The sequence below is a fragment of the Mammaliicoccus sp. O-M54 genome, from assembly GCF_022386035.1.
GTDB lineage: Bacteria > Bacillota > Bacilli > Staphylococcales > Staphylococcaceae > Mammaliicoccus > Mammaliicoccus sciuri_A.
On sequence record NZ_JAJNJE010000001.1, the window covers coordinates 557,194 to 577,199 of the forward strand.

Annotated in this window: 18 protein-coding genes; 17 read left to right on the forward strand and 1 reads right to left on the reverse strand. The window is 31.5% G+C overall.

All coding sequences use genetic code 11. The features are described 5' to 3' along the window. Positions 1–531 precede the first annotated feature (531 nt). The 17 genes from fapR (at position 532) to rplS (ending at position 17,249) form a co-directional block, all read left to right on the forward strand. Positions 532–1,101, forward strand: coding sequence for a transcription factor FapR (gene fapR, locus LQ673_RS02840; RefSeq protein ID WP_191836752.1), 570 nt, complete (start codon positions 532–534; stop codon positions 1,099–1,101). Beyond that, a complete protein-coding gene (plsX, locus tag LQ673_RS02845; protein WP_107565446.1) occupies positions 1,094–2,080 on the forward strand; it encodes a phosphate acyltransferase PlsX in 987 nt (328 codons plus the stop codon). Before fapR ends, plsX begins: the two co-directional genes overlap by 8 nt. Continuing rightward, a complete protein-coding gene (gene fabD / locus LQ673_RS02850; protein WP_191836751.1) occupies positions 2,073–2,993 on the forward strand; it encodes an ACP S-malonyltransferase in 921 nt (306 codons plus the stop codon). Before plsX ends, fabD begins: the two co-directional genes overlap by 8 nt. Next, positions 2,993–3,730, forward strand: coding sequence for a 3-oxoacyl-[acyl-carrier-protein] reductase (fabG, locus tag LQ673_RS02855; RefSeq protein ID WP_048542526.1), 738 nt, complete (start codon positions 2,993–2,995; stop codon positions 3,728–3,730). The genes fabD and fabG overlap by 1 nt, the downstream gene beginning before the upstream one ends. 87 nt (positions 3,731–3,817) lie before the next feature. Next, the gene (locus LQ673_RS02860) at positions 3,818–4,051 is read left to right on the forward strand and encodes an acyl carrier protein (protein WP_017000113.1); all 234 of its coding nucleotides are present in this window, start codon (positions 3,818–3,820) and stop codon (positions 4,049–4,051) included. Positions 4,052–4,454: 403 nt separating this feature from the next. Next, on the forward strand, positions 4,455–6,614 hold the full coding sequence (locus LQ673_RS02865; protein ID WP_191835949.1) for a bifunctional glycosyltransferase/CDP-glycerol:glycerophosphate glycerophosphotransferase: 2,160 nt from the start codon (positions 4,455–4,457) through the stop codon (positions 6,612–6,614). A 203-nt stretch (positions 6,615–6,817) separates the two neighbouring features. Then, positions 6,818–7,441, forward strand: a complete 624-nt coding sequence (locus LQ673_RS02870; RefSeq protein WP_025905299.1) for a CHAP domain-containing protein — start codon at positions 6,818–6,820, stop codon at positions 7,439–7,441. 167 nt (positions 7,442–7,608) lie between these two features. Beyond that, positions 7,609–8,328, forward strand: coding sequence for a ribonuclease III (gene rnc, locus LQ673_RS02875; protein ID WP_037587752.1), 720 nt, complete (start codon positions 7,609–7,611; stop codon positions 8,326–8,328). A 10-nt stretch (positions 8,329–8,338) separates the two neighbouring features. Further along, a complete protein-coding gene (smc, locus tag LQ673_RS02880; protein ID WP_239704640.1) occupies positions 8,339–11,905 on the forward strand; it encodes a chromosome segregation protein SMC in 3,567 nt (1,188 codons plus the stop codon). After that, complete coding sequence (gene ftsY, locus LQ673_RS02885) at positions 11,902–13,074, forward strand: signal recognition particle-docking protein FtsY (protein WP_025905302.1); 1,173 nt, start codon at positions 11,902–11,904, stop codon at positions 13,072–13,074. The genes smc and ftsY overlap by 4 nt, the downstream gene beginning before the upstream one ends. Continuing rightward, positions 13,061–13,396 (forward strand): putative DNA-binding protein, encoded by a 336-nt coding sequence (locus LQ673_RS02890; protein ID WP_025905303.1) that lies wholly within the window; start codon positions 13,061–13,063, stop codon positions 13,394–13,396. The genes ftsY and LQ673_RS02890 overlap by 14 nt, the downstream gene beginning before the upstream one ends. A gap of 12 nt (positions 13,397–13,408) precedes the next feature. Beyond that, positions 13,409–14,773 carry a signal recognition particle protein gene (gene ffh / locus LQ673_RS02895; RefSeq protein WP_037587757.1) on the forward strand — a complete coding sequence of 455 codons (1,365 nt, stop codon included), beginning with the start codon at positions 13,409–13,411 and terminating at the stop codon, positions 14,771–14,773. A gap of 192 nt (positions 14,774–14,965) precedes the next feature. Continuing rightward, on the forward strand, positions 14,966–15,241 hold the full coding sequence (gene rpsP, locus LQ673_RS02900) for a 30S ribosomal protein S16 (protein WP_016910739.1): 276 nt from the start codon (positions 14,966–14,968) through the stop codon (positions 15,239–15,241). Positions 15,242–15,254: 13 nt separating this feature from the next. After that, a complete protein-coding gene (locus LQ673_RS02905) occupies positions 15,255–15,482 on the forward strand; it encodes a KH domain-containing protein (protein ID WP_025905305.1) in 228 nt (75 codons plus the stop codon). A 65-nt stretch (positions 15,483–15,547) separates the two neighbouring features. After that, positions 15,548–16,048 (forward strand): ribosome maturation factor RimM, encoded by a 501-nt coding sequence (gene rimM, locus LQ673_RS02910; RefSeq protein WP_126476473.1) that lies wholly within the window; start codon positions 15,548–15,550, stop codon positions 16,046–16,048. Next, a complete protein-coding gene (gene trmD / locus LQ673_RS02915) occupies positions 16,048–16,770 on the forward strand; it encodes a tRNA (guanosine(37)-N1)-methyltransferase TrmD (RefSeq protein ID WP_126476474.1) in 723 nt (240 codons plus the stop codon). Before rimM ends, trmD begins: the two co-directional genes overlap by 1 nt. Positions 16,771–16,898: 128 nt before the next feature. Next, a complete protein-coding gene (gene rplS, locus LQ673_RS02920; RefSeq protein ID WP_025905308.1) occupies positions 16,899–17,249 on the forward strand; it encodes a 50S ribosomal protein L19 in 351 nt (116 codons plus the stop codon). A 143-nt stretch (positions 17,250–17,392) separates the two neighbouring features. Here rplS and LQ673_RS02925 read toward each other — a convergent pair whose 3' ends face one another. Beyond that, positions 17,393–19,993, reverse strand: coding sequence for a YfhO family protein (locus tag LQ673_RS02925; RefSeq protein WP_191835951.1), 2,601 nt, complete (start codon positions 19,991–19,993; stop codon positions 17,393–17,395). Positions 19,994–20,006 lie beyond the last annotated feature (13 nt).

The window sequence follows — 20,006 nt, forward strand, 5'->3', positions numbered from 1 at the left end:
CTACTACATTAAGCGAAGAGATCGCTCAAGTCTTAGCTTAATGCCTACATTAAGCCAAGAGATTGCTCAAGTCGTAGCTTAAGTCCTGAATAAAGCCAAGAGATTGCTCAAGTCGTAGCTTAAGTCCTGAATTAAGCCAAGAGATCGCTCAAGTCATGGCTTAAGTCCCAAATAAAGCCAAGAGATTGCTCAAGTCGTAGCTTAAGTCCTAAATTAAGCCAAGATATTGCTTAAGCCTCAACTCCCAACATCAATTCCCACCCCCAACACCTAACCTCGCACCTAAAATAAGTCCAACCTCCTACCCAAATTCATATCACAAAATAAGTCCACCCCCAAAAAAATCACTTATTCCACCTTGTCTTCACATCTTATTATTTAAGTCTTATGACCAAATTTTTAAATTTCGCTCTTTTTTATTGTATAATTTGTTGAGTATATTGTTATACCCATGTTAGTATAAGTAAGGTAGGTCATGATAGCAGGTGCTAATTTTAGCTATAAGTACATAATAGAATGGATTTGGATGAAATGAAATTATCAAAAGCAGATCGCCAGAGGGAATTAACAAATCGTTTGAAAGCTGAACCTTTCATAACTGACGAAACTTTAAGTGAATATTTTAAAGTAAGCATCCAAACTATTAGACTAGATAGAATGGAGCTAGGTATTCCAGAATTAAGACGCCGCATCAAAGATGTAGCAACACAAAATCATGATGAAATTAAATCATTACCCATTGAAGATGTCATTGGGGAAATTATAGATATTGAATTAGATAAATCAGCAATTTCTATTATAGATATCAAGGAAGAACATGTTTTTACACGTAACGGTATTGCTAGAGGACACTATTTATTTGCCCAAGCTAACTCATTATGTGTAGCATTGATTAATGATGAATTAGCATTAACAACTAAGAGTAATGTTCAATTCAAAAAATCAGTAAAACTAAATGAAAGAGTCATTGCTAAAGCTACTGTGATTCATAAATCGAAACATATAGCTAAAGTAGATGTCACAAGCACTGTTCATGGAAAAACTGTTTTCCAAGGACAATTTGAAATGTATTATTCGAGCGAGGGTGAAAATAATGGTTAAGATTGCGATAGATATGATGGGCGGAGATGACGCGCCGGGTATCGTAATAGAAGCGGTTAAACAAGCAGTTAATGATTTTCCAGATTTAGAGATTTTGTTATATGGTGACGAAAAACAATTTGATTACAAACATGATCGTATCACTTTTTATCATACTGATGAAAAGATAACAATGGATGACGAACCTGTTAGATCAATTAAGAAAAAGAAAAATGCTTCAATGGTTTTAATGGCGAATGCTGTTAAAGAAGGTAAAGCAGAAGCATGTGTATCAGCTGGTAATACAGGTGCACTTATGAGTAGTGGATTATTTATTGTCGGCAGAATAAAAGGTATTGAAAGACCTGCATTAGTTGCGACTTTCCCAACAGTTACAGGTAAAGGATTTGTATTTTTAGATATTGGTGCAAACTCAGATGCTAAACCTGAACATCTTGTGCAATATGCTAAAATGGGTGAAATTTATGCCAAACAAATTAGAAGTATTGAAAAACCTTCATTGGCACTTTTAAATATTGGTACTGAAGAAACAAAAGGTAATGCTTTAATGAAAAAGACTTATCAATTACTTAAAGAAGAACAATTTGATAACTTTATTGGAAATGTTGAAGCAAAATCTTTATTGTTAGATGCATGTGATGTCGTTGTATCAGATGGTTATAACGGTAACATGGTGTTAAAAACAATCGAAGGTACAGCAACAGGTATATTTAAAATGTTGAAAGAAGCGATGACTGCTTCAACTAAAAATAAACTTGCTGCACTTACATTGAAAAAAGATATTAAAAAAATTAGCAATAAAATGGACTATGCAGAATACGGTGGTTCAGTTCTATTAGGATTAAACGGTGTTGTTGTTAAAGCACACGGATCATCAGATCAACGTGCATTCTATAATGCAATTAAACAAGCTAAGCTAGCTGCAGATACTAAAATAGTAGATAAAATGAAGAAAGCAGTAGGTGAAATAAATGGGTAAAGTTGCAATCATGTTCCCTGGTCAAGGGTCACAAAAAGTAGGAATGGCAGAAGATTTATATCAAGAAGAAATTAATGCAACATCAATTTTAGAAAGAGCAAATGAATCTTTATCATTTGATTTACTTGAAATTATGTTTAAAGATCCAGAAGAAATTCTTGGATTAACTGAATATACACAACCAGCATTGTTAACGCATAGTTCAGCTTTAATGAATGCTTTAAAAGATTTGAATTATGACTATGCATTAGGGCATAGTTTAGGTGAATATTCAGCATTAGTATCAGAAGGTGTATTAAAGTTTGAAGATGCCGTTCAAATCGTACATAAACGTGGTACATTAATGTCTGAAGCTTTTCCACAAGGTGTAGGTTCTATGGCAGCGGTACTAGGTTTAGACATTGAAAAAGTGAGAGAAATCTGTGAACAATTATCAACAGAGGACAAACTTATTGAACCAGCAAACATTAATTGCCCAGGTCAAATCGTTGTATCTGGTCATGCAGAACTCATTGATAAACTTGCAGCAGAAGGTAAATCACTAGGTGCTAAACGTGTTATGCCATTAAAAGTTTCAGGCCCTTTTCATTCTTCAATGATGAAAACTATAGCAGATGATTTTGAAAACTACATCAATCAATTTGAGTGGAATGATGCAGAACACCCAATTGTACAGAATGTATATGCTAAACCTGAAACAGATCATGAAGTAATTAAAGCGAACATGGTTAAACAATTATTCTCACCAGTTGAATTCAGTCAATCTGTTGAGTATTTAATTGATCAAGGTGTAGATCACTTTATCGAAGTCGGTCCTAACAAAGTATTATCTGGGTTAGTTAAGAAAATTAGTCGTGATGTTAAAATAACATCAATTCAAACAATTGATGATATTAAAGGATGGAATGAATAATGACAAAAACAGCTATCGTTACAGGTGCTTCTAGAGGTATTGGTCGTAAAATTGCATTAGAACTTGGTAAAGAAGGTTACAATGTAGTTGTGAACTATGCAGGAAATAAAGAAAAAGCAGAAGAAGTCGTTTCTGAAATTAAATCATTTGGTGTAGAATCATTTGCATTTCAAGCAAATGTAAGTGAACAAGATGAAGTGAAAGCTATGATTAAAGAAACAACATCTCAATTTGGTACTATCGACGTATTAGTTAATAATGCAGGTATTACTAGAGATAATTTATTGATGCGTATGAAACAAGACGAATGGGATGACGTGATCAATACAAACTTAAAAGGTGTATTTAACTGTGTTCAAGCAGTAACTAGACCAATGTTAAAACAAAAATCTGGTCGTATCATTAACTTATCAAGTGTTGTAGGTTCACTAGGAAATGCAGGCCAAGTGAACTATGTAGCAACTAAATCAGGTGTTGAAGGTATGACAAGAACATTTGCTAGAGAATTAGCATCTAGAGGCATTACTTGTAATGCAGTTGCACCAGGATTTATCGTATCAGATATGACAGATCAATTATCTGATGAATTAAAAGAACAAATGAAATCACAAATTCCACTTGCACGATTTGGTGAAGATAGTGACATTGCACATACAGTAGCATTTCTTGCAAGTGATAAAGCAAGCTATATTACTGGCCAAACAATTCACGTTAATGGCGGAATGTATATGCAATAATAACTACTTTTATAGTAGAATAGGATAGTAAGAGAAATTGAATTTCTTATTATATAAGATTTAAATCATTTAAAGGAGGTGAATGGAATGGCAAGTTTCGACAAAGTTAAAGACATTATTGTAGATCGTCTAGGTGTAGACGCTGAAAAAGTAACGCCTGAAGCTTCATTTAAAGATGATTTAGGTGCTGATTCTTTAGATATCGCAGAATTAGTAATGGAATTAGAAGATGAATTTGATATGGAAATTCCTGATGAGGAAGCAGAAAAAATCAACACAGTTGGTGACGCTGTAAAATATATTGAATCATTAGAAAAATAATTCAAACTATAAAAGCCCGTATACCAATGGTTACGGGCTTTTTATTATGCTTTTTTATAGAAGATGTAAAATCTATATTTTTAGTGTTTTAATAGTTTTGGAAAATTTAACAATAATTCAAATAAGTAAATGGATAATTAATTCAGTTTAAGATTTTTGTTTATTAATATTGCCAAATAGTATTAAGGAGCTATAATAATATAATGTAAAATTAATATTTAAAACTCAATATTAGCCATTCTCCTAATAATACATTGATTTATTCTTTAGATATTGAAATAAATGCCTTAGGTAGTACTTTTATTTGAGTACTAAAAAAGAATGACTAAAGTCGTCATAAAAAAATTGAGTACGCATTATATTTTTATATTAATTATATTAAAAAACTTTAAGGAGAAATATCATGAATGAATTAACAATTATCATTACTTATTATAATAAAGAAGATTATATACTTGATTGTATTGGTAGTATTAAAAACCAAAGAAATCAAAACTTTGATTTAATCATAGTTAATGATGGATCAACAGACTCTTCTAATAGATTAGTTAATGAAGCGATAAATAATTATGATAAAAATGTAAATCACATTAATTTAGATAGAAATTATGGGCACGCCTATGCTAGAAATATTGCTTTAGAAAATGTTGAAACAAAATATTTTATGTTTTTAGATGCTGATGACCAACTTGCAAGCTATTCAGTTGAGTATTACTTATCTAAAATCAATGGATTAGACGGCTTAATTGGGCCAATAAATAAATTCTCATTAAAAAAACCTCAATATGTAAATAAAGATAAAATTAGAATTGATTACTTAACTAAAGATAATAACCCTAATTCCTTTTTAAGAAAAAATACGGTTTGTAATATTTTGTTTAAAACTTCTATTGTCAAAGCGCATAACATTAGGTTTAATGAAGATTTAAAAATATATATCGATACTTCGTTTGCGCTTGAATATATTAAATACGTAGAGAGATTTGTAAGGTTACGTAATTTTCCTTTTTATTTTAGAGGTGAAATTTATGATCCATTTGAAGGTAATACTTTAAGTGATCAAGATTTCATTTTTACATTCGAAGATTATGTTAATAGTTATCTTGATTCAATTAAAAGAACGAATAATAAAGAAATTCTAAACTTTTTATCTCAAAAAATGAAACTTGAAATTAAAAAAGGGTTCGATCCATCTTTGAGAGATATAAATATAAGATATAGTGTTCTTGAGAAACCTTTAATTAATATTGTTAAAACACTAAAGTGGAACATTATAAAAGATGGAAAAATACTCTACAAATTAGAATTATTGTTTTTATCTATGGACGACATTGAAAATGCTAAATATATAAATAATATTAGAAGTGTAAGTAGACATGTAAAAAATATAGTTCAGAATAATAAAATGAAGAATAGATCAAAATATCAACTATTAGATAAAGAAGAAGCTGTTAATAATGAAACTATCGTTTTTGAGTCTTTCGGTGGTAAAAATTATAGTGATAGTCCTAAATATATTTATGAATATATGCAAAAACATTATCCTAAATTAAACTATATATGGGTGTTTAAAAATCCTAATCAAAATGTCATAACTGGTAATGCAGTAAAGGTTAAAAAAGGATCTAAAGAATATTATGATGCATACTCAAAAGCTAAATTCTGGGTTACGAATGCAAGGTTACCACTGTATTTAAATAAAAAAGATAACCAAATTTACATTCAAACATGGCACGGAACACCATTAAAACGTTTGGCTAATGATATGAAGATAGTAAGAATGCCTGGAACAACTACACCTAAATATAAAAAGAATTTCTACGCTGAAACATCACGATGGGATTATTTAATTTCTCCTAATAGGTACTCAACGAACATTTTTAAAACGGCATTTTGGATGGATGAGAATAGAACTTTAGAAATAGGATATCCTCGGAATGATATATTAGTTAATAGAAGTAATGATCAGAAATATATAGAAAAACTGAAAAAAGAATTAAACATACCTAAAGGTAAGAAAATTATTATGTACGCTCCGACATGGAGAGATGATGAATTTGTTAAAAAAGGTAAATATTTATTCGATTTAAAAATAAATTTAGAAAACCTACAAAAAGAATTAGGTGATGAATTTGTCATTTTACTAAGAATGCATTATTTAATTTCAAATGCATTAGATTTAAGTGGATATGAAGATTTTGCAATCGACGTATCTAATTATAATGATATATCCGAATTATATTTAATATCTGATGCACTCATTACAGATTATTCTTCAGTCATGTTTGACTTTGGTATTCTAAAAAGACCACAATATTTCTTTGCTTATGATATTGAGAAATATGATAAAGGTTTGAGAGGATTTTATATGGATTATATGAATGATTTACCTGGAGAAATTATTACAGATGAGTTTAAATTAGCTGAGGAATTAAAAGATATTGATAAACATAAAGAAAAATATAAAGATAAAATAGAAAGGTTTTACGATAAATTCTGTTCTATAGAAAAAGGTCAATCTTCTAAAATTATTGGAGATTTTATATATGATAAGACAAAGTAAAAATATCCCCGCCATAATTGGTGGGGCATTTTTATGTCGCAACAAGTGTTATCATGAATTTTAATAAAATAGAGCGGGAGATTAGTGGTCTTTTTGTAATCAATACTTAATCTTTATAACCTATCCAGTATACTTTATATATGATAAAATGTTTTAATATATTATTTAAGAATATATATAATACATATTTTTTAGGGGGATGTATGAAGATTAAAAGCAAATTATTGTTAGCTATTGCATTTACGAGCTTGACTGCATTGAATTTGAATTTGCATGCTGACGCTAAGGATGGCGGCGGTAGTGATACATCTAAAGATAAGACACCTAAGATACAGAACGTAGAGGTTGAACATAGAGATTATGATAAAAAATCAAGCAAGGTCCAAAAAGAAGTTGCGAAATCTTCAACGGCTGCCATGAATTATGTTTATTCATTGGAAGGTAAGGGTTGGGATTTTGATGGCTACTACGGTTGGCAATGTTTTGATTTAGTGAATTATTATTGGAATTATTTATATGGTCACGGTTTACATGGTGACTATGCAAAAGATATTCCAACTGCTAATAATTTTAGTGGTGAAGCAACAGTGTACAAAAACACACCGTCATTTGTAGCACAGCCTGGAGATGTCGTTGTATTTAATGAAGATTTCGGATCAGGTGCTGGACATACAGCAATTGTGTTAAACGGTAATGCAGATGGTAACGTCATGCAATTTACAAGTTTAGATCAAAACTGGTATGGTGGCGGCGCTGACAAGACAGAAGTTGCACAACGTATCACGCATGATTATGAAACTGAAATGTGGTTTATAAGACCAAATTAAGCAATCCATGATGATTACATAAGATAATATAAACGTCTGAACAAAGCAATTTGTTCAGGCGTTTTATATATTGTGTCAATGGATATTGTCGTTTATGATAATATTCTTTTTTTTTTATGAAATATAACGTAAAATAGATAGGAAACATAATATTAGGGAGGACAGGCATGGTTAAAAATAAAGCACAAATCATAGCACAATTTAAAGCTCAATTCGATGTGTTTATGAAAGACATAAATATCGAATTTGAACAATATGATATTTATGTTCAAGCATTCTCGCATTCAAGCTTTATCAATGACTTTAAATTAGATAAATTAAGTCACAATGAACGTTTAGAGTTCTTAGGAGACGCGGTGTTAGAATTGACGGTGTCACAGTTTTTATTTAAGAAATTTCCATTACTTCCAGAAGGTAAGCTCACTAAACTGCGCGCATCAATTGTATGTGAACCATCACTTGTAACATTTGCAATGAGTTTAAATATGAACGAATTACTTTTACTTGGTAAAGGTGAAGAAAAAACAGGCGGTCGTGAACGTCCATCATTAATCGCCGATGCATTCGAATCATTTATTGGTGCATTGTATTTAGATAAAGGACTTGAAATTGTAGAGCAATTTTTAGAAAAAGTCGTATTTCCACATGTCGTTGATGAAAATTATACAGCGAATCGTGATTATAAAACAGAATTGCAGGAATTTATGCATCGTCATAATAAAGGCAATATTACGTATCATTTATTAGATGAAAGTGGTCCAGCACATCACAAGATGTTTACTTCTGAAGTACTATTAAATGGCAAACCTTTAGAAACAGGAAAAGGTAGAACGAAAAAAGAATCAGAACAAAATGCTGCTAAAAAAGCGTTAAATAATGGTCAATAAGGGGTAGTTTATGGTTTATTTAAAATCAATAGATGCATATGGATTTAAATCTTTTGCTGAACATACACATGTAGACTTTGATAATGGCGTAACAGCTATTGTAGGCCCAAATGGTAGTGGTAAAAGTAATATTACGGATGCTATAAAATGGGTGCTCGGTGAGCAATCAGCAAAAAGTTTACGTGGATCTAAGATGGAAGATGTTATCTTTAACGGGTCGAAAGAACGTAAAAAGTGCCAATATGCAGAAGTAAAATTAACATTGGATAATCATTCAAGAAAATTAAATATAGATGAAGATACAATAACAGTTGAACGCCGCTTATATAGAAATGGTGACAGTGAATATTATTTAAATAAAGAACGAACACGCTTAAAATCAGTTCTTGATCTATTTTTAGATTCAGGTCTTGGTAAAGAAGCTTTTAGTATTATATCTCAAGGTAAAGTTGATGAAGTCTTAAATGCTAAACCTAGTGATAGAAGATATCTCATAGAAGAAGCAGCTGGCGTATTAAAATATAAAAAACGTAAAAAAGAAGCGACGCAAAAATTAGACGAAACAGAACAAAATTTAAATCGTGTTGAAGACATTGTATTCGATTTAGAAGCTAGAGTTGAGCCTCTAAGAGAAGAAGCTGCCATTGCTGAAGAGTATATTGCTTTAAAAGAAGAAATGAAAAAGAGTGATATTACTGTAACGGTATATGATATTGAAAGTTTAAATAAAGATTTTAAAAAGCTTGAACAAGAGATTGAGCATTTTCAATATCAAAAAGAACAAAAAACAAATGAATTAGACGCTATGACTTTTGAATTAAATGAAAAGAAAAAATCGAGAGATCAGATTTCTAATCAAATTCAAAATGATAACAAGGCATTAGTTGAAGCGACTGAATCTTTAGAAAGATTTACTGGTCAATTAGAAGTCTTAAAAGAACGTCAAAAAAATAGTGATGCGACAAATGAAAGATTAGAAGAAGAAAAGCAAGCTTCTCAAACGAGAATTAACAAAATTACTGAACAAATTAAAGAAATAGATGCAGAACTAAAAGAATTTAAAGATAGATATCAAGTATTAGTGCAAGAAATTAATGGACTTGAAGGTCAATTATCGAATCAAGAAGGTACATTTGAAGAGAAAATTGAACAACTGAAAGATCGTTATTATCAACTAATGACAGAGCAATCAGACATTAATAATGATATTAGATTTTTAGAAGACAAATTAGCAACACATCAAGAAAAACAATCAAGATTAGATGGCAGACAAAAAGAAGTATACGAAGAACTTCAACGCGTTTGGGAAGATAAATCAACTTACACAGAAAAGCTACAATCTGTTGAAAAAGAACTTCAAGAAACAACTGAAAAATATAAAGCTGACCATAAGTTGTTAAAAAGTAAAGAGCAAGCATATAAAGATACGGAGTCAAAACTGTATCAAGCGTACCGTTATACAGAACAAATGAAGACGCGTATTAATACGTTAAAGAGTATGCAAGATGAATACTCTGGATTTTATTCTGGTGTTAAACATGTGCTGAAAGAAAAGTCACTCAATGGTATAGAAGGTGCAGTTGCTGAAATTATCGATACACCTTCGAAATTGACAACAGCTATTGAAATAGCGCTAGGTGCTTCTTTGCAACACATTATTGTACGAGAAGAGAAAGATGCACGATTAGCAATTAAATATTTAAAAGATAAAAAGCTAGGCCGTGCTACATTCTTACCAATGAATGTGGTTAAAAAAAGATTTATACCACAATCTGTTATCGAGCAAATTAATGATCAACATGGCTTCATTACAGTAGCTTCTGAAGGTGTTAAATATGACGAGAAATATCGAAATATTGTAGAGCATTTGTTAGGTAGTACAATTATTGCTAAAGATTTAGAAACTGCCAATCAACTTGCGAGGTTAATTCAGTTCAAGCATAGAATCGTGACACTTGAAGGCGATGTGATTACGCCAGGCGGTGCTATGACTGGTGGTGGCAAAGAGAAGAAAGCAAGTTTGTTATCACAAAAAGATGAACTGAAAACGACTGAAGATAAGTATCAGAACTTTATGCAACAAACAACTCAAATTGAGGAGAATGTTAAAGCGTTAAAACAAGAAGTTCAAAATATCGAACAGTCCTTAACTGAAACGCAAGAAAAAGGTACTGAATTAAGAGCTAAAGAGCATGAAGTAACATTACAATTAGATGCAGTATTAGCTAAAGAAAAACGATTAAAAGACGAAAATGAAACGTTTGAATTTGAAAAAAATGATGGCTATAACTTTGTGAAAGGTCAAGAAACATTACAAGAAAAGCAAAATAAACTTGTAACGATTAAACAAGATATAGAGAAAATTGATAACGAAATCAATCAATTAAATGCATCACTTTCACATAGTAAAGATAGTGAAAAAACGATTCAAAATACATTAAATGAAAAACGTTCAAATCTTGCAGTTGAAAAAGAACGAAATCGTTTGAAAGAACAAGATAAGAAACGACTTAAAGAAGATTTAAACGAATATGAACATACGTTAACTAAGATTAATGATCAAATTGAATTAATCAATTCTGATGATTATATGGGTAGCGGTCAATTTGAAAAAGTCGAAAGTCAAATTCAACTATTTACAGCTAAAAAGCAAGAAATAGAAACGAAAATGATGGATGATCAAGATAAATATAAATCTATTCAAGAAGAAATCGAGCAAATAGAGCGCGATACGCAATCTATGCATCAAAGTATTTCTGGATTAGAAACAGGATTACAAGATATGGTGAGTAAGCACTCGAAAATAGATATTATGATTGAGCATCAATTGACACACTTAAATGAAACGTATCAATTAACTTTTGAAAAAGCGCAATCATTGTATGAAATGCCTGAAGATATTTCAGAAGCAAGAAAAACTGTTAAATTAACGAAAATGTCTATAGATGAACTTGGACATGTAAATTTAAATGCGATAGAACAATTTAAAGAAGTTAATGAAAGATATACTTTCTTAAGTGATCAAAGAACAGATTTATTAGAAGCAAAAGAAACATTAGAACAAGTCATATTAGAAATGGATGGCGAAGTATCAACTAGATTTAAAGAAACATTTGATGAAGTGAATCATCATTTTGGAAATGTGTTTAAATCACTCTTCAATGGTGGACGTGCTGAGTTACAACTTACAGACAAAGATATTTTAGATGCGGGTGTTGAAATTGTCGTACAACCTCCAGGCAAGAACCGACAATACTTATCACTACTTAGTGGTGGGGAACGTGCGTTATCTGCCATTAGTTTACTCTTTGCGATATTAAAAGCACGTACAGCGCCTTTTGTAATTCTAGATGAAGTAGAAGCTGCATTAGATGAACAAAATGTCATAAGATATGCAGAATATTTAGATCAACTTAAATCGGAAACTCAATTTATCGTTATTACACATAGAAAAGGTACAATGTCATACGCGGATAGCTTATATGGTGTTACAATGCAAGAAGCGGGCATTTCTAAACTTGTGAGTGTTAACTTAAAATCAATTAAAGAAGAAGAATTGGAGGCATTACAATCATGAGTTTTTTTAAACGATTAAAGGATAGATTCTCTCCTAGTGAAGAAAAAAACAAAGAGATTGAAAACCAAGAAGAACAACCAGTCCAAGACTTAGAACCTGAGTCTAATGAAAAGGAAAATCCTGAAGCGGTTCAGTTTGATGATGGATTAATGTCATTAGATGAGTTCGAAGAATGGGAATCTGAACAACTTGGTGCTAAGTTCAAACAAGGATTAGAAAAATCTAGAGAGAACTTCCAAAATAAATTAAATGATTTATTAGCAGTGTATCGTAAAGTTGACGAAGATTTCTTTGAAGCATTAGAAGAAATGTTAATTCAAGCAGATGTTGGATTTAACACAGTAATGGAACTTGTTGATGAATTGCGTATGGAAGCTAAACGCCAAAATATTAGTGAAACATCTGAATTAAGAGAAGTCATCGTTGAAAAAATCGTCGAAATATATGTACAAGATGATGAAGATATTGATCGAATGAATATTGAAAATGACCGATTAAATGTTATATTAATGGTTGGTGTTAATGGTGTTGGTAAAACGACGACAATCGGTAAATTAGCACACCGTTATAAACAAGAAGGTAAAAAAGTTATGTTAGCAGCTGGAGATACTTTCCGTGCAGGTGCTATTGAGCAATTGAAAGTTTGGGGAGAACGTGTTGGCGTAGAAGTTATTAGTCAAAAAGAAGGTTCTGACCCAGCAGCAGTTATGTATGATGCAGTAAATGCTGCTAAAAATAGAGGTGCTGATATTTTAATTTGTGATACTGCAGGACGATTACAAAATAAAGCCAACTTAATGAATGAATTACAAAAAGTTAGAAAAGTTATTGATCGTAACGTACCTGGCGCACCTCACGAAGTGTTATTAGCATTAGATGCGACAACTGGACAAAATGCATTATCACAAGCTAAGTCATTTAAAGAAGTGACACAAGTTACAGGTATCGTATTAACGAAACTTGACGGAACAGCAAAAGGTGGTATCGTGTTAGCGATACGTAATGAATTACAAATTCCAGTTAAATTTGTAGGACTCGGTGAAAAACTTGATGACTTACAACCATTTGATGCAGAAAGCTATGTTTATGGATTATTTGCAGATATGATAGATGCAAATGAGTCTGTTGAAAATACTACTGAAGAAGCTGATCAAAATGACGGAAAATAATGAACTTATAAAAACAATGAGAATGAATTACTTATTTGATTTTTATCAAGGTTTATTAACTGAAAAACAACGCAATTATTTAGAGTTATATTATTTACAAGATTATGCACTAAGTGAAATTGCAGAGACATTTCATGTGAGTCGACAAGCAGTATATGATAATATAAAACGAACAGATGAATTATTAGAAGAGTATGAAACGAAATTACAACTCTTTAAAAAATTTAAAGAAAGACAATCTATTATTGATGAATTAAAAAGATTGTCAGGAGATAATCAAGAACTTAATCAAGCGATAGAACGCTTAGAAATTCTTGAATAGGAGGAGAAATTTATGGCATTTGAAGGGTTATCCGAAAGACTTCAAGCCACGATGCAACGCATCAAAGGTAAGGGTAAAGTTACAGAATCAGATATTAAAGCAATGATGCGTGAAGTACGATTAGCATTATTAGAAGCAGACGTTAACTTTAAAGTTGTTAAATCTTTTGTAAACACAGTATCTGAACGCGCATTAGGTGCAGATGTTATGCAATCTTTAACACCTGGACAACAAGTCATCAAGATTGTTCAAGATGAATTAACAACTTTAATGGGTGGAGAAAATAGTAAAATTAACATGAGCAGTAAACCGCCTACTGTTGTGATGATGGTCGGTTTACAAGGTGCAGGTAAAACAACAACTGCAGGTAAATTAGCATTATTAATGAGAAAAAAATACAACAAAAAGCCATTACTTGTTGCATGTGATATTTATAGACCAGCTGCGATTCAACAATTACAAACAGTTGGTAAACAAATTGATATTCCGGTCTACACTGAAGGCGATCAAGTAAGTCCGAAACAAATTACTGAGAACGCATTGAAATATGCACGTGAAGAACATTTAGACTTTGTTATTATCGATACAGCAGGTCGTCTGCATATTGATGAAGCATTAATGAATGAACTTGTAGACGTTAAAGAAGTATCTAAACCAGATGAAATCATGCTTGTTGTAGACTCTATGACAGGTCAAGATGCTGTAAATGTTGCAGAATCATTTGATAATACATTAGATGTAACAGGTGTAACATTAACTAAATTAGATGGTGATACACGTGGTGGTGCAGCACTTTCAATCCGTTCTGTTACTGAAAAGCCAATTAAATTTATTGGTATGAGTGAAAAGCTAGATGGACTTGAATTGTTCCATCCAGAACGTATGGCATCTAGAATTTTAGGTATGGGTGACGTATTAAGTTTAATTGAAAAAGCCCAACAAGGTGTCGATGAAGAAAAAGCTAAAGAATTAGAAAAGAAAATGAGAACATCTTCATTTACGTTTGATGATTTCTTAGAACAATTAGAACAAGTTAAAGGTTTAGGTTCGTTAGATGATCTGATGAATATGATTCCAGGTGCAAACAAAATGAAAGGCATGAAAAATGCTAACATGGATCCTAAACAAATCGATAATGTTCAAGCGATTATCCGTTCTATGACTTTAGAAGAAAGAAATAATCCTGACATTTTAAATGTTTCTAGAAAACGTCGTATTGCTAAAGGTTCAGGTCGTTCTTTACAAGAAGTAAATAGATTGATCAAACAATTTGGCGACATGAAGAAAATGATGAAACAATTTACAGGAAGCAATAAAAAAGGTAAAAAAGGTAAACGTGGCGGAAATCCATTCCAAGGCATGAACTTACCATTCTAATAGTAGCGTGACGCATCTATAATATAGAGCAAAGTTATGGCAGCTATCTTTAAGTGATAATGCCAGCTTTGCTCTCTTATTTTGCATGAAATTTAAATTGGTAAAGAGAAAACACTTTACAAACAATTTATATCCTGTTATAGTATTTACTTGTAGAAAAGAAATTATAAATGAGTAAGGAGTTTTTTAAACATGGCAGTTAAAATTCGTTTAACACGTAAAGGGTCAAAAAGAAACCCATTCTATCGTATAGTAGTAGCAGATGCACGTTCTCCACGTGATGGTCGTATTATCGAACCAATCGGTACTTACAATCCAGTTGCTAAACCAGAAGCAGAAATCAAAGTTGACGAAGAGTTAGCTTTAAAATGGTTAGCTGATGGTGCAAAACCTACTGATACAGTTCGTGATATCTTATCAACTCAAGGTATCATGGAGAAATTCCATAATTCTAAACTTTCTAAGTAAAGCGTAGATTATATTGGAAAAATTAATACAAACAATTATAGTACCGCTCGTAGATTATCCGGAGAACATCAATATATCTAAAGATGAACAAGATTCTAGCATTACGTTCAATATAGACGTTCATGAAGAAGACATTGGCAGAATTATTGGTAAGAAGGGCAGAATGATTAAAGCAATTCGTACAATTGTGTCTGGTTCAATGAACGAGCAAGGCAAGAAAGTGTTTGTAGAAGTTAATTAAGAGTACCTAATTGGTGCTCTTTTTTATGTTAATAATGAAAGAAACAGTTGAGGAGGCACAGCTCAATGAATGTTGAAATAGGCAAAATTGTTAATACACATGGTATTAAAGGTGAAGTGAAAGTATTATCAGATTCTGACTTTACCGATGAACGATTTCAAAAAGGTCAACTTATTACAGTTAAGAAAAATAATGAATCATTTTCATTTACTATAGCATCACATAGAATTCATAAGAATTTTCATCTATTAACGTTTGAAGGTATTCATAACATCAATGATATCGAACATTTAAAAGGTTCTAAAATTTATCAAGAACAATCAAATGAAGCGATTGAACTTGAAGAGAATGAATACTATTATTCAGATATTATTGGTTGTACAGTATTTGTTGAAGAAGAAGCGTTAGGTAGAGTAATTGAAATTATGGAAACAGGTGCGAACGATGTATGGGTCGTTAAGGGAGATAAAGAATATTTAATTCCTTATATTGAAGATGTTGTTAAACATGTTGATGTTGATCTGAAGACTATTAAAATTGAACCATTAGAAGGTTTATTAGACTGATGAAGATTGATTATTTAACACTGTTTCCAGAAATGTATGAAGGTGTACTCAATCATTCCATAATGAAACGAGCACAAGATAAAGAAATTGTTCAATTTAATACAGTGAATTTTAGAGATTTTGCGAATAATAAACATTCACAAGTTGATGATTATCCTTATGGTGGCGGACAAGGTATGGTTCTTAAACCAGAACCTGTATTCAATGCGCTTCAATCATTAGATAAAGATGAAAATACGCGCGTTATTTTAATGTGTCCACAAGGTGAGCCATTCACACAAGCAAAAGCGGAGTCTTTATCAGAAAGTGATCATATTATTTTTATATGTGGTCATTATGAAGGCTATGATGAGCGTATTAGAGAACATTGTGTAACGGATGAAATTTCAATTGGAGACTTTGTATTAACAGGTGGAGAACTTGCGAGCATGACAATGACAGATGCAATCGTAAGACTATTACCAGGTGTTCTAGGCAATCAAGTATCACATGAAGATGATTCATTTTCATCTGGATTATTAGAACATCCTCAATACACAAGACCAGCAGATTATGAAGGCTTAAAAGTACCAGATGTATTATTATCTGGGAATCATGCAAACATTGAAAAGTGGAGACATGAACAATCATTGTTAAGAACACAACAGAGAAGACCAGATTTGTTAGAAAGTTATCCATTAACAGAAGCGGATAAACGTTTCTTAAATGATAACAAAAAATAGATTGAATCAACTTGTGCAATGTGATATATTAATATAAGTGTGTGAGCACAAATTCACTATGATCCGCTGCTAGCATTTATATGAAACAATTACATTGGGCAAGAACATAGTCAGAAGGAGAGAATATAATGAGTAATAATAAGTTAATCGAAGCAGTAACAAAAGACCAATTACGTACGGATATTCCTACATTCCGTGCTGGTGACACTTTAACTGTACACGTACGTATCGTTGAAGGTAGCCGCGAACGTATCCAAGTGTTCGAAGGTGTAGTTATTAAACGTCGTGGTGGCGGAATTTCTGAAACGTTTACAGTTCGTAAAATTTCTTACGGTGTTGGTGTTGAGCGTACATTCCCTGTACACACTCCAAAAATCGAGAAAATCGAAGTTAAACGTCGCGGTAAAGTACGTCGTGCGAAACTTTACTACTTACGTAGCCTACGTGGTAAAGCTGCTCGTATTAAAGAAATTAGATAATATAAACCTTGGCATTGCTTGCTAAGCGTTTAAGTGTTTGGGACATATATCCCGACACAAAATAAATAAGCATATCACTGAACTGATTACTCAGTTGCTAGTGATATGCTTATTTTTTATTTACAAAAATGAGTCGAGTATATTTAAGTTTGCTGCTTCGAATTCACTTTTCTTGTGAAGACAATACTTAAAATAATTGAAACAATTGAAACCAAGATCATCGTTTTAAAATAGGGTGGTTGATATGTGATTTCTATATCTTTGTCTTGTTGATCTACATCTATACCTGTCATAATGTGATTGACTTTATGAATGGCTTTGTCTTTACCGTCTACTTTAGCTTTTAAGCCTTCTCTATACGGTATATTGATGACTGCAGTTCCTTTATTATGTTCTTTTAAAGATATATTAATTTTCCCATTTGTTTCATGGTAAGTATAACGTTTCTCTTTATGAGCTTGCTTTAATGTTTGATAATTTTCACCATATAAACCTTGTAACTCTAATTTATATTTTCCATTCGTTAATGAGATGAATATTTTACCATCTTTAGGTACTGGAACACGATAAAGTAAATCATCTTGATTCATGCGATATTTCGAATCTTGGAAGAGACGATTATTTGGATAATCATTTACTTGAATTGTAAAGTTTGATTGCGGTAATTCACGTTCTAAATGTAACATCAAATATAAATCTTGATATTGATTCGTTAACTTTTTAGGTAGTCGAATCGTTAAACCATCTCCATTTCGAGGCACGGTCAACATGTCATCTTTATAATCGGCATCACGCGTTGTAATGGTCGTTTGATTTAATAGATTCGGTGCTTTGTTTATTTCTGTATTAACTTTATCTTTATCTGTTGTAACAACACCTTTAATCATGGCATGTTCAAGATCTAATGGATTATCAATATCATGGGCATCATAATATTGATCGGTTACTTTAACTGCAGGTAACGGTTGCTCATTTTCTAATATTTGATATTTGCCATCGTCTTGAATCAATTTAAAGTTTGCTGGCGATGATTTTTGGTATGATTTCTTCATTATATACTTTGTTGACCAAAGGCTGTATAAGTTTGACCGATCTTGCATATCGCTATAACGACTTAACGATTCATTCTGTAGATTAACTTTTGCATCTTCAAACAGATATTGATTTAAACCGCCATCAAAAATACTCGAGTATAAACTAAGACCTTTAAAATGTTGATACATAGGTGTGTTGTCTTGTGTTAATACACGCCATCCTAATCTTTCATCAGGATTCAATTGTTGATCTAAATGTGATACATGACTTCGTTGTAAGCCACTATCAAACGTACTTGCTTGAATAAAGAATTTATTCGCACGTCTTTCATGATCATCGTGATAGATTTGGTTCTTACTATGTTCCTTTGAAACTAAGAAAGAAGTTAACAATATCAAAGTCGCAAATACAAGCATCAATAAACGTGTAAAACGTTTTATAGTTAATACGAGTAATCCTATTATAAATAGAATAGGTACCATCCATATCCAACTGACATAATCTTTAGTTATATAATAACTTGTAAAAATAACAACAAAACCAGGTATGGCCGTGATGATATATTGCTTGATACTGATCGATTTAAAGTAATATACGTAACTTGCAATTAAACCACTAGAAAAGAACGTTAATAAATAATGCCATCTTTTTTGTGGTGCAGAAAAGCCGTTAAAAATACTATCTACATAAGGTAAGAAACTCGCAATCATTAAAATAATCGTGAAAATACTAAATAATCTATAATAATAATGTTTGTAAAGCTTTATTGTTAAAAGCGCCTGAATGGCTATAAAAAGTACAACAATTAAATAATTGTCATAGAATATATTGTCATGTTTATTGAAGTTAGACAGTAATGGAATCGTTCCATTATAAATTGCACGATTATTCCCAATGAAACTATGAGCAGAGTGGAAGAAAATAAATAAACTACTTCCAAGTCCAAGTATACTTGCTACTACAAGTAATTTAAGTTGTTGCATTCTTGGTACAATATCAGCCTTATGTTGAAAAATAAATCGATAGAAAAAGTAAATGAGTCCTGTTAAAAATTGATAGTATGCAAAATAAAAGTTATTGATAAACGTTAAGGCAACGATTAGGATAAACAGGCCAATCTTTTTATCTTTTAAAAATCTTTCAATACTGAATAATAATAATGGCAATAGCATAAAGACATCGCTAAAGAATGGCCAATATACAGTAAATCTAAAGTATATAGGTGAAACTGCAAATAGAAAAGCAGCGACTATTGAAGTAGTTCGATTTAAGCCAATCTTCTTAACATATAAATAGGTAAAACTCATAATTAAAAATGATTTTACGATTGATATGACAATGGCATTCTGAGTCCAAAATAACATATGGTCCGTATTAAAATGGAAGATAAATGAGCCTATCCAAACAAAAATGACATTGATAATGAACAAAATATTCGTAGAGAAGTAATAGGACAAATCCATAAACATATCTCCACCAAGACCTAAATCAGTTGAATAGAAAAATGTTCCGTGTGTCCAATGTTCATATAAATACATTTGAATTGGCAACATTTGTTCGATACCATCATTTGGACCAGTGAAAATAATACCATCTTTAAAATAGCGATATAGTATATAACTATGCCCTAAAATGGCTAAGACACCGAAAAGTAAAATGTATTTGAAAATAGCGTTGTTATTCAAAAATGTTTTTATTTTATTTATCATTTGATTCACCTAT

Excerpts from the sequence above, each read along its gene's own strand:
- LQ673_RS02890 (WP_025905303.1), top strand. The coding sequence starts at position 13,061 with ATGACGGAAAATAATGAACTTATAAAAACAATGAGAATGAATTACTTA.
- smc (WP_239704640.1), top strand. The coding sequence starts at position 8,339 with ATGGTTTATTTAAAATCAATAGATGCATATGGATTTAAATCTTTTGCT.
- ffh (WP_037587757.1), top strand. The coding sequence starts at position 13,409 with ATGGCATTTGAAGGGTTATCCGAAAGACTTCAAGCCACGATGCAACGC.
- LQ673_RS02925 (WP_191835951.1), bottom strand. The coding sequence starts at position 19,993 with ATGATAAATAAAATAAAAACATTTTTGAATAACAACGCTATTTTCAAA.
- LQ673_RS02860 (WP_017000113.1), top strand. The coding sequence starts at position 3,818 with ATGGCAAGTTTCGACAAAGTTAAAGACATTATTGTAGATCGTCTAGGT.
- fapR (WP_191836752.1), top strand. The coding sequence starts at position 532 with ATGAAATTATCAAAAGCAGATCGCCAGAGGGAATTAACAAATCGTTTG.
- rpsP (WP_016910739.1), top strand. The coding sequence starts at position 14,966 with ATGGCAGTTAAAATTCGTTTAACACGTAAAGGGTCAAAAAGAAACCCA.
- trmD (WP_126476474.1), top strand. The coding sequence starts at position 16,048 with ATGAAGATTGATTATTTAACACTGTTTCCAGAAATGTATGAAGGTGTA.
- ftsY (WP_025905302.1), top strand. The coding sequence starts at position 11,902 with ATGAGTTTTTTTAAACGATTAAAGGATAGATTCTCTCCTAGTGAAGAA.
- LQ673_RS02865 (WP_191835949.1), top strand. The coding sequence starts at position 4,455 with ATGAATGAATTAACAATTATCATTACTTATTATAATAAAGAAGATTAT.
- rimM (WP_126476473.1), top strand. The coding sequence starts at position 15,548 with ATGAATGTTGAAATAGGCAAAATTGTTAATACACATGGTATTAAAGGT.
- rnc (WP_037587752.1), top strand. The coding sequence starts at position 7,609 with ATGGTTAAAAATAAAGCACAAATCATAGCACAATTTAAAGCTCAATTC.
- plsX (WP_107565446.1), top strand. The coding sequence starts at position 1,094 with ATGGTTAAGATTGCGATAGATATGATGGGCGGAGATGACGCGCCGGGT.
- LQ673_RS02870 (WP_025905299.1), top strand. The coding sequence starts at position 6,818 with ATGAAGATTAAAAGCAAATTATTGTTAGCTATTGCATTTACGAGCTTG.
- fabD (WP_191836751.1), top strand. The coding sequence starts at position 2,073 with ATGGGTAAAGTTGCAATCATGTTCCCTGGTCAAGGGTCACAAAAAGTA.
- fabG (WP_048542526.1), top strand. The coding sequence starts at position 2,993 with ATGACAAAAACAGCTATCGTTACAGGTGCTTCTAGAGGTATTGGTCGT.
- rplS (WP_025905308.1), top strand. The coding sequence starts at position 16,899 with ATGAGTAATAATAAGTTAATCGAAGCAGTAACAAAAGACCAATTACGT.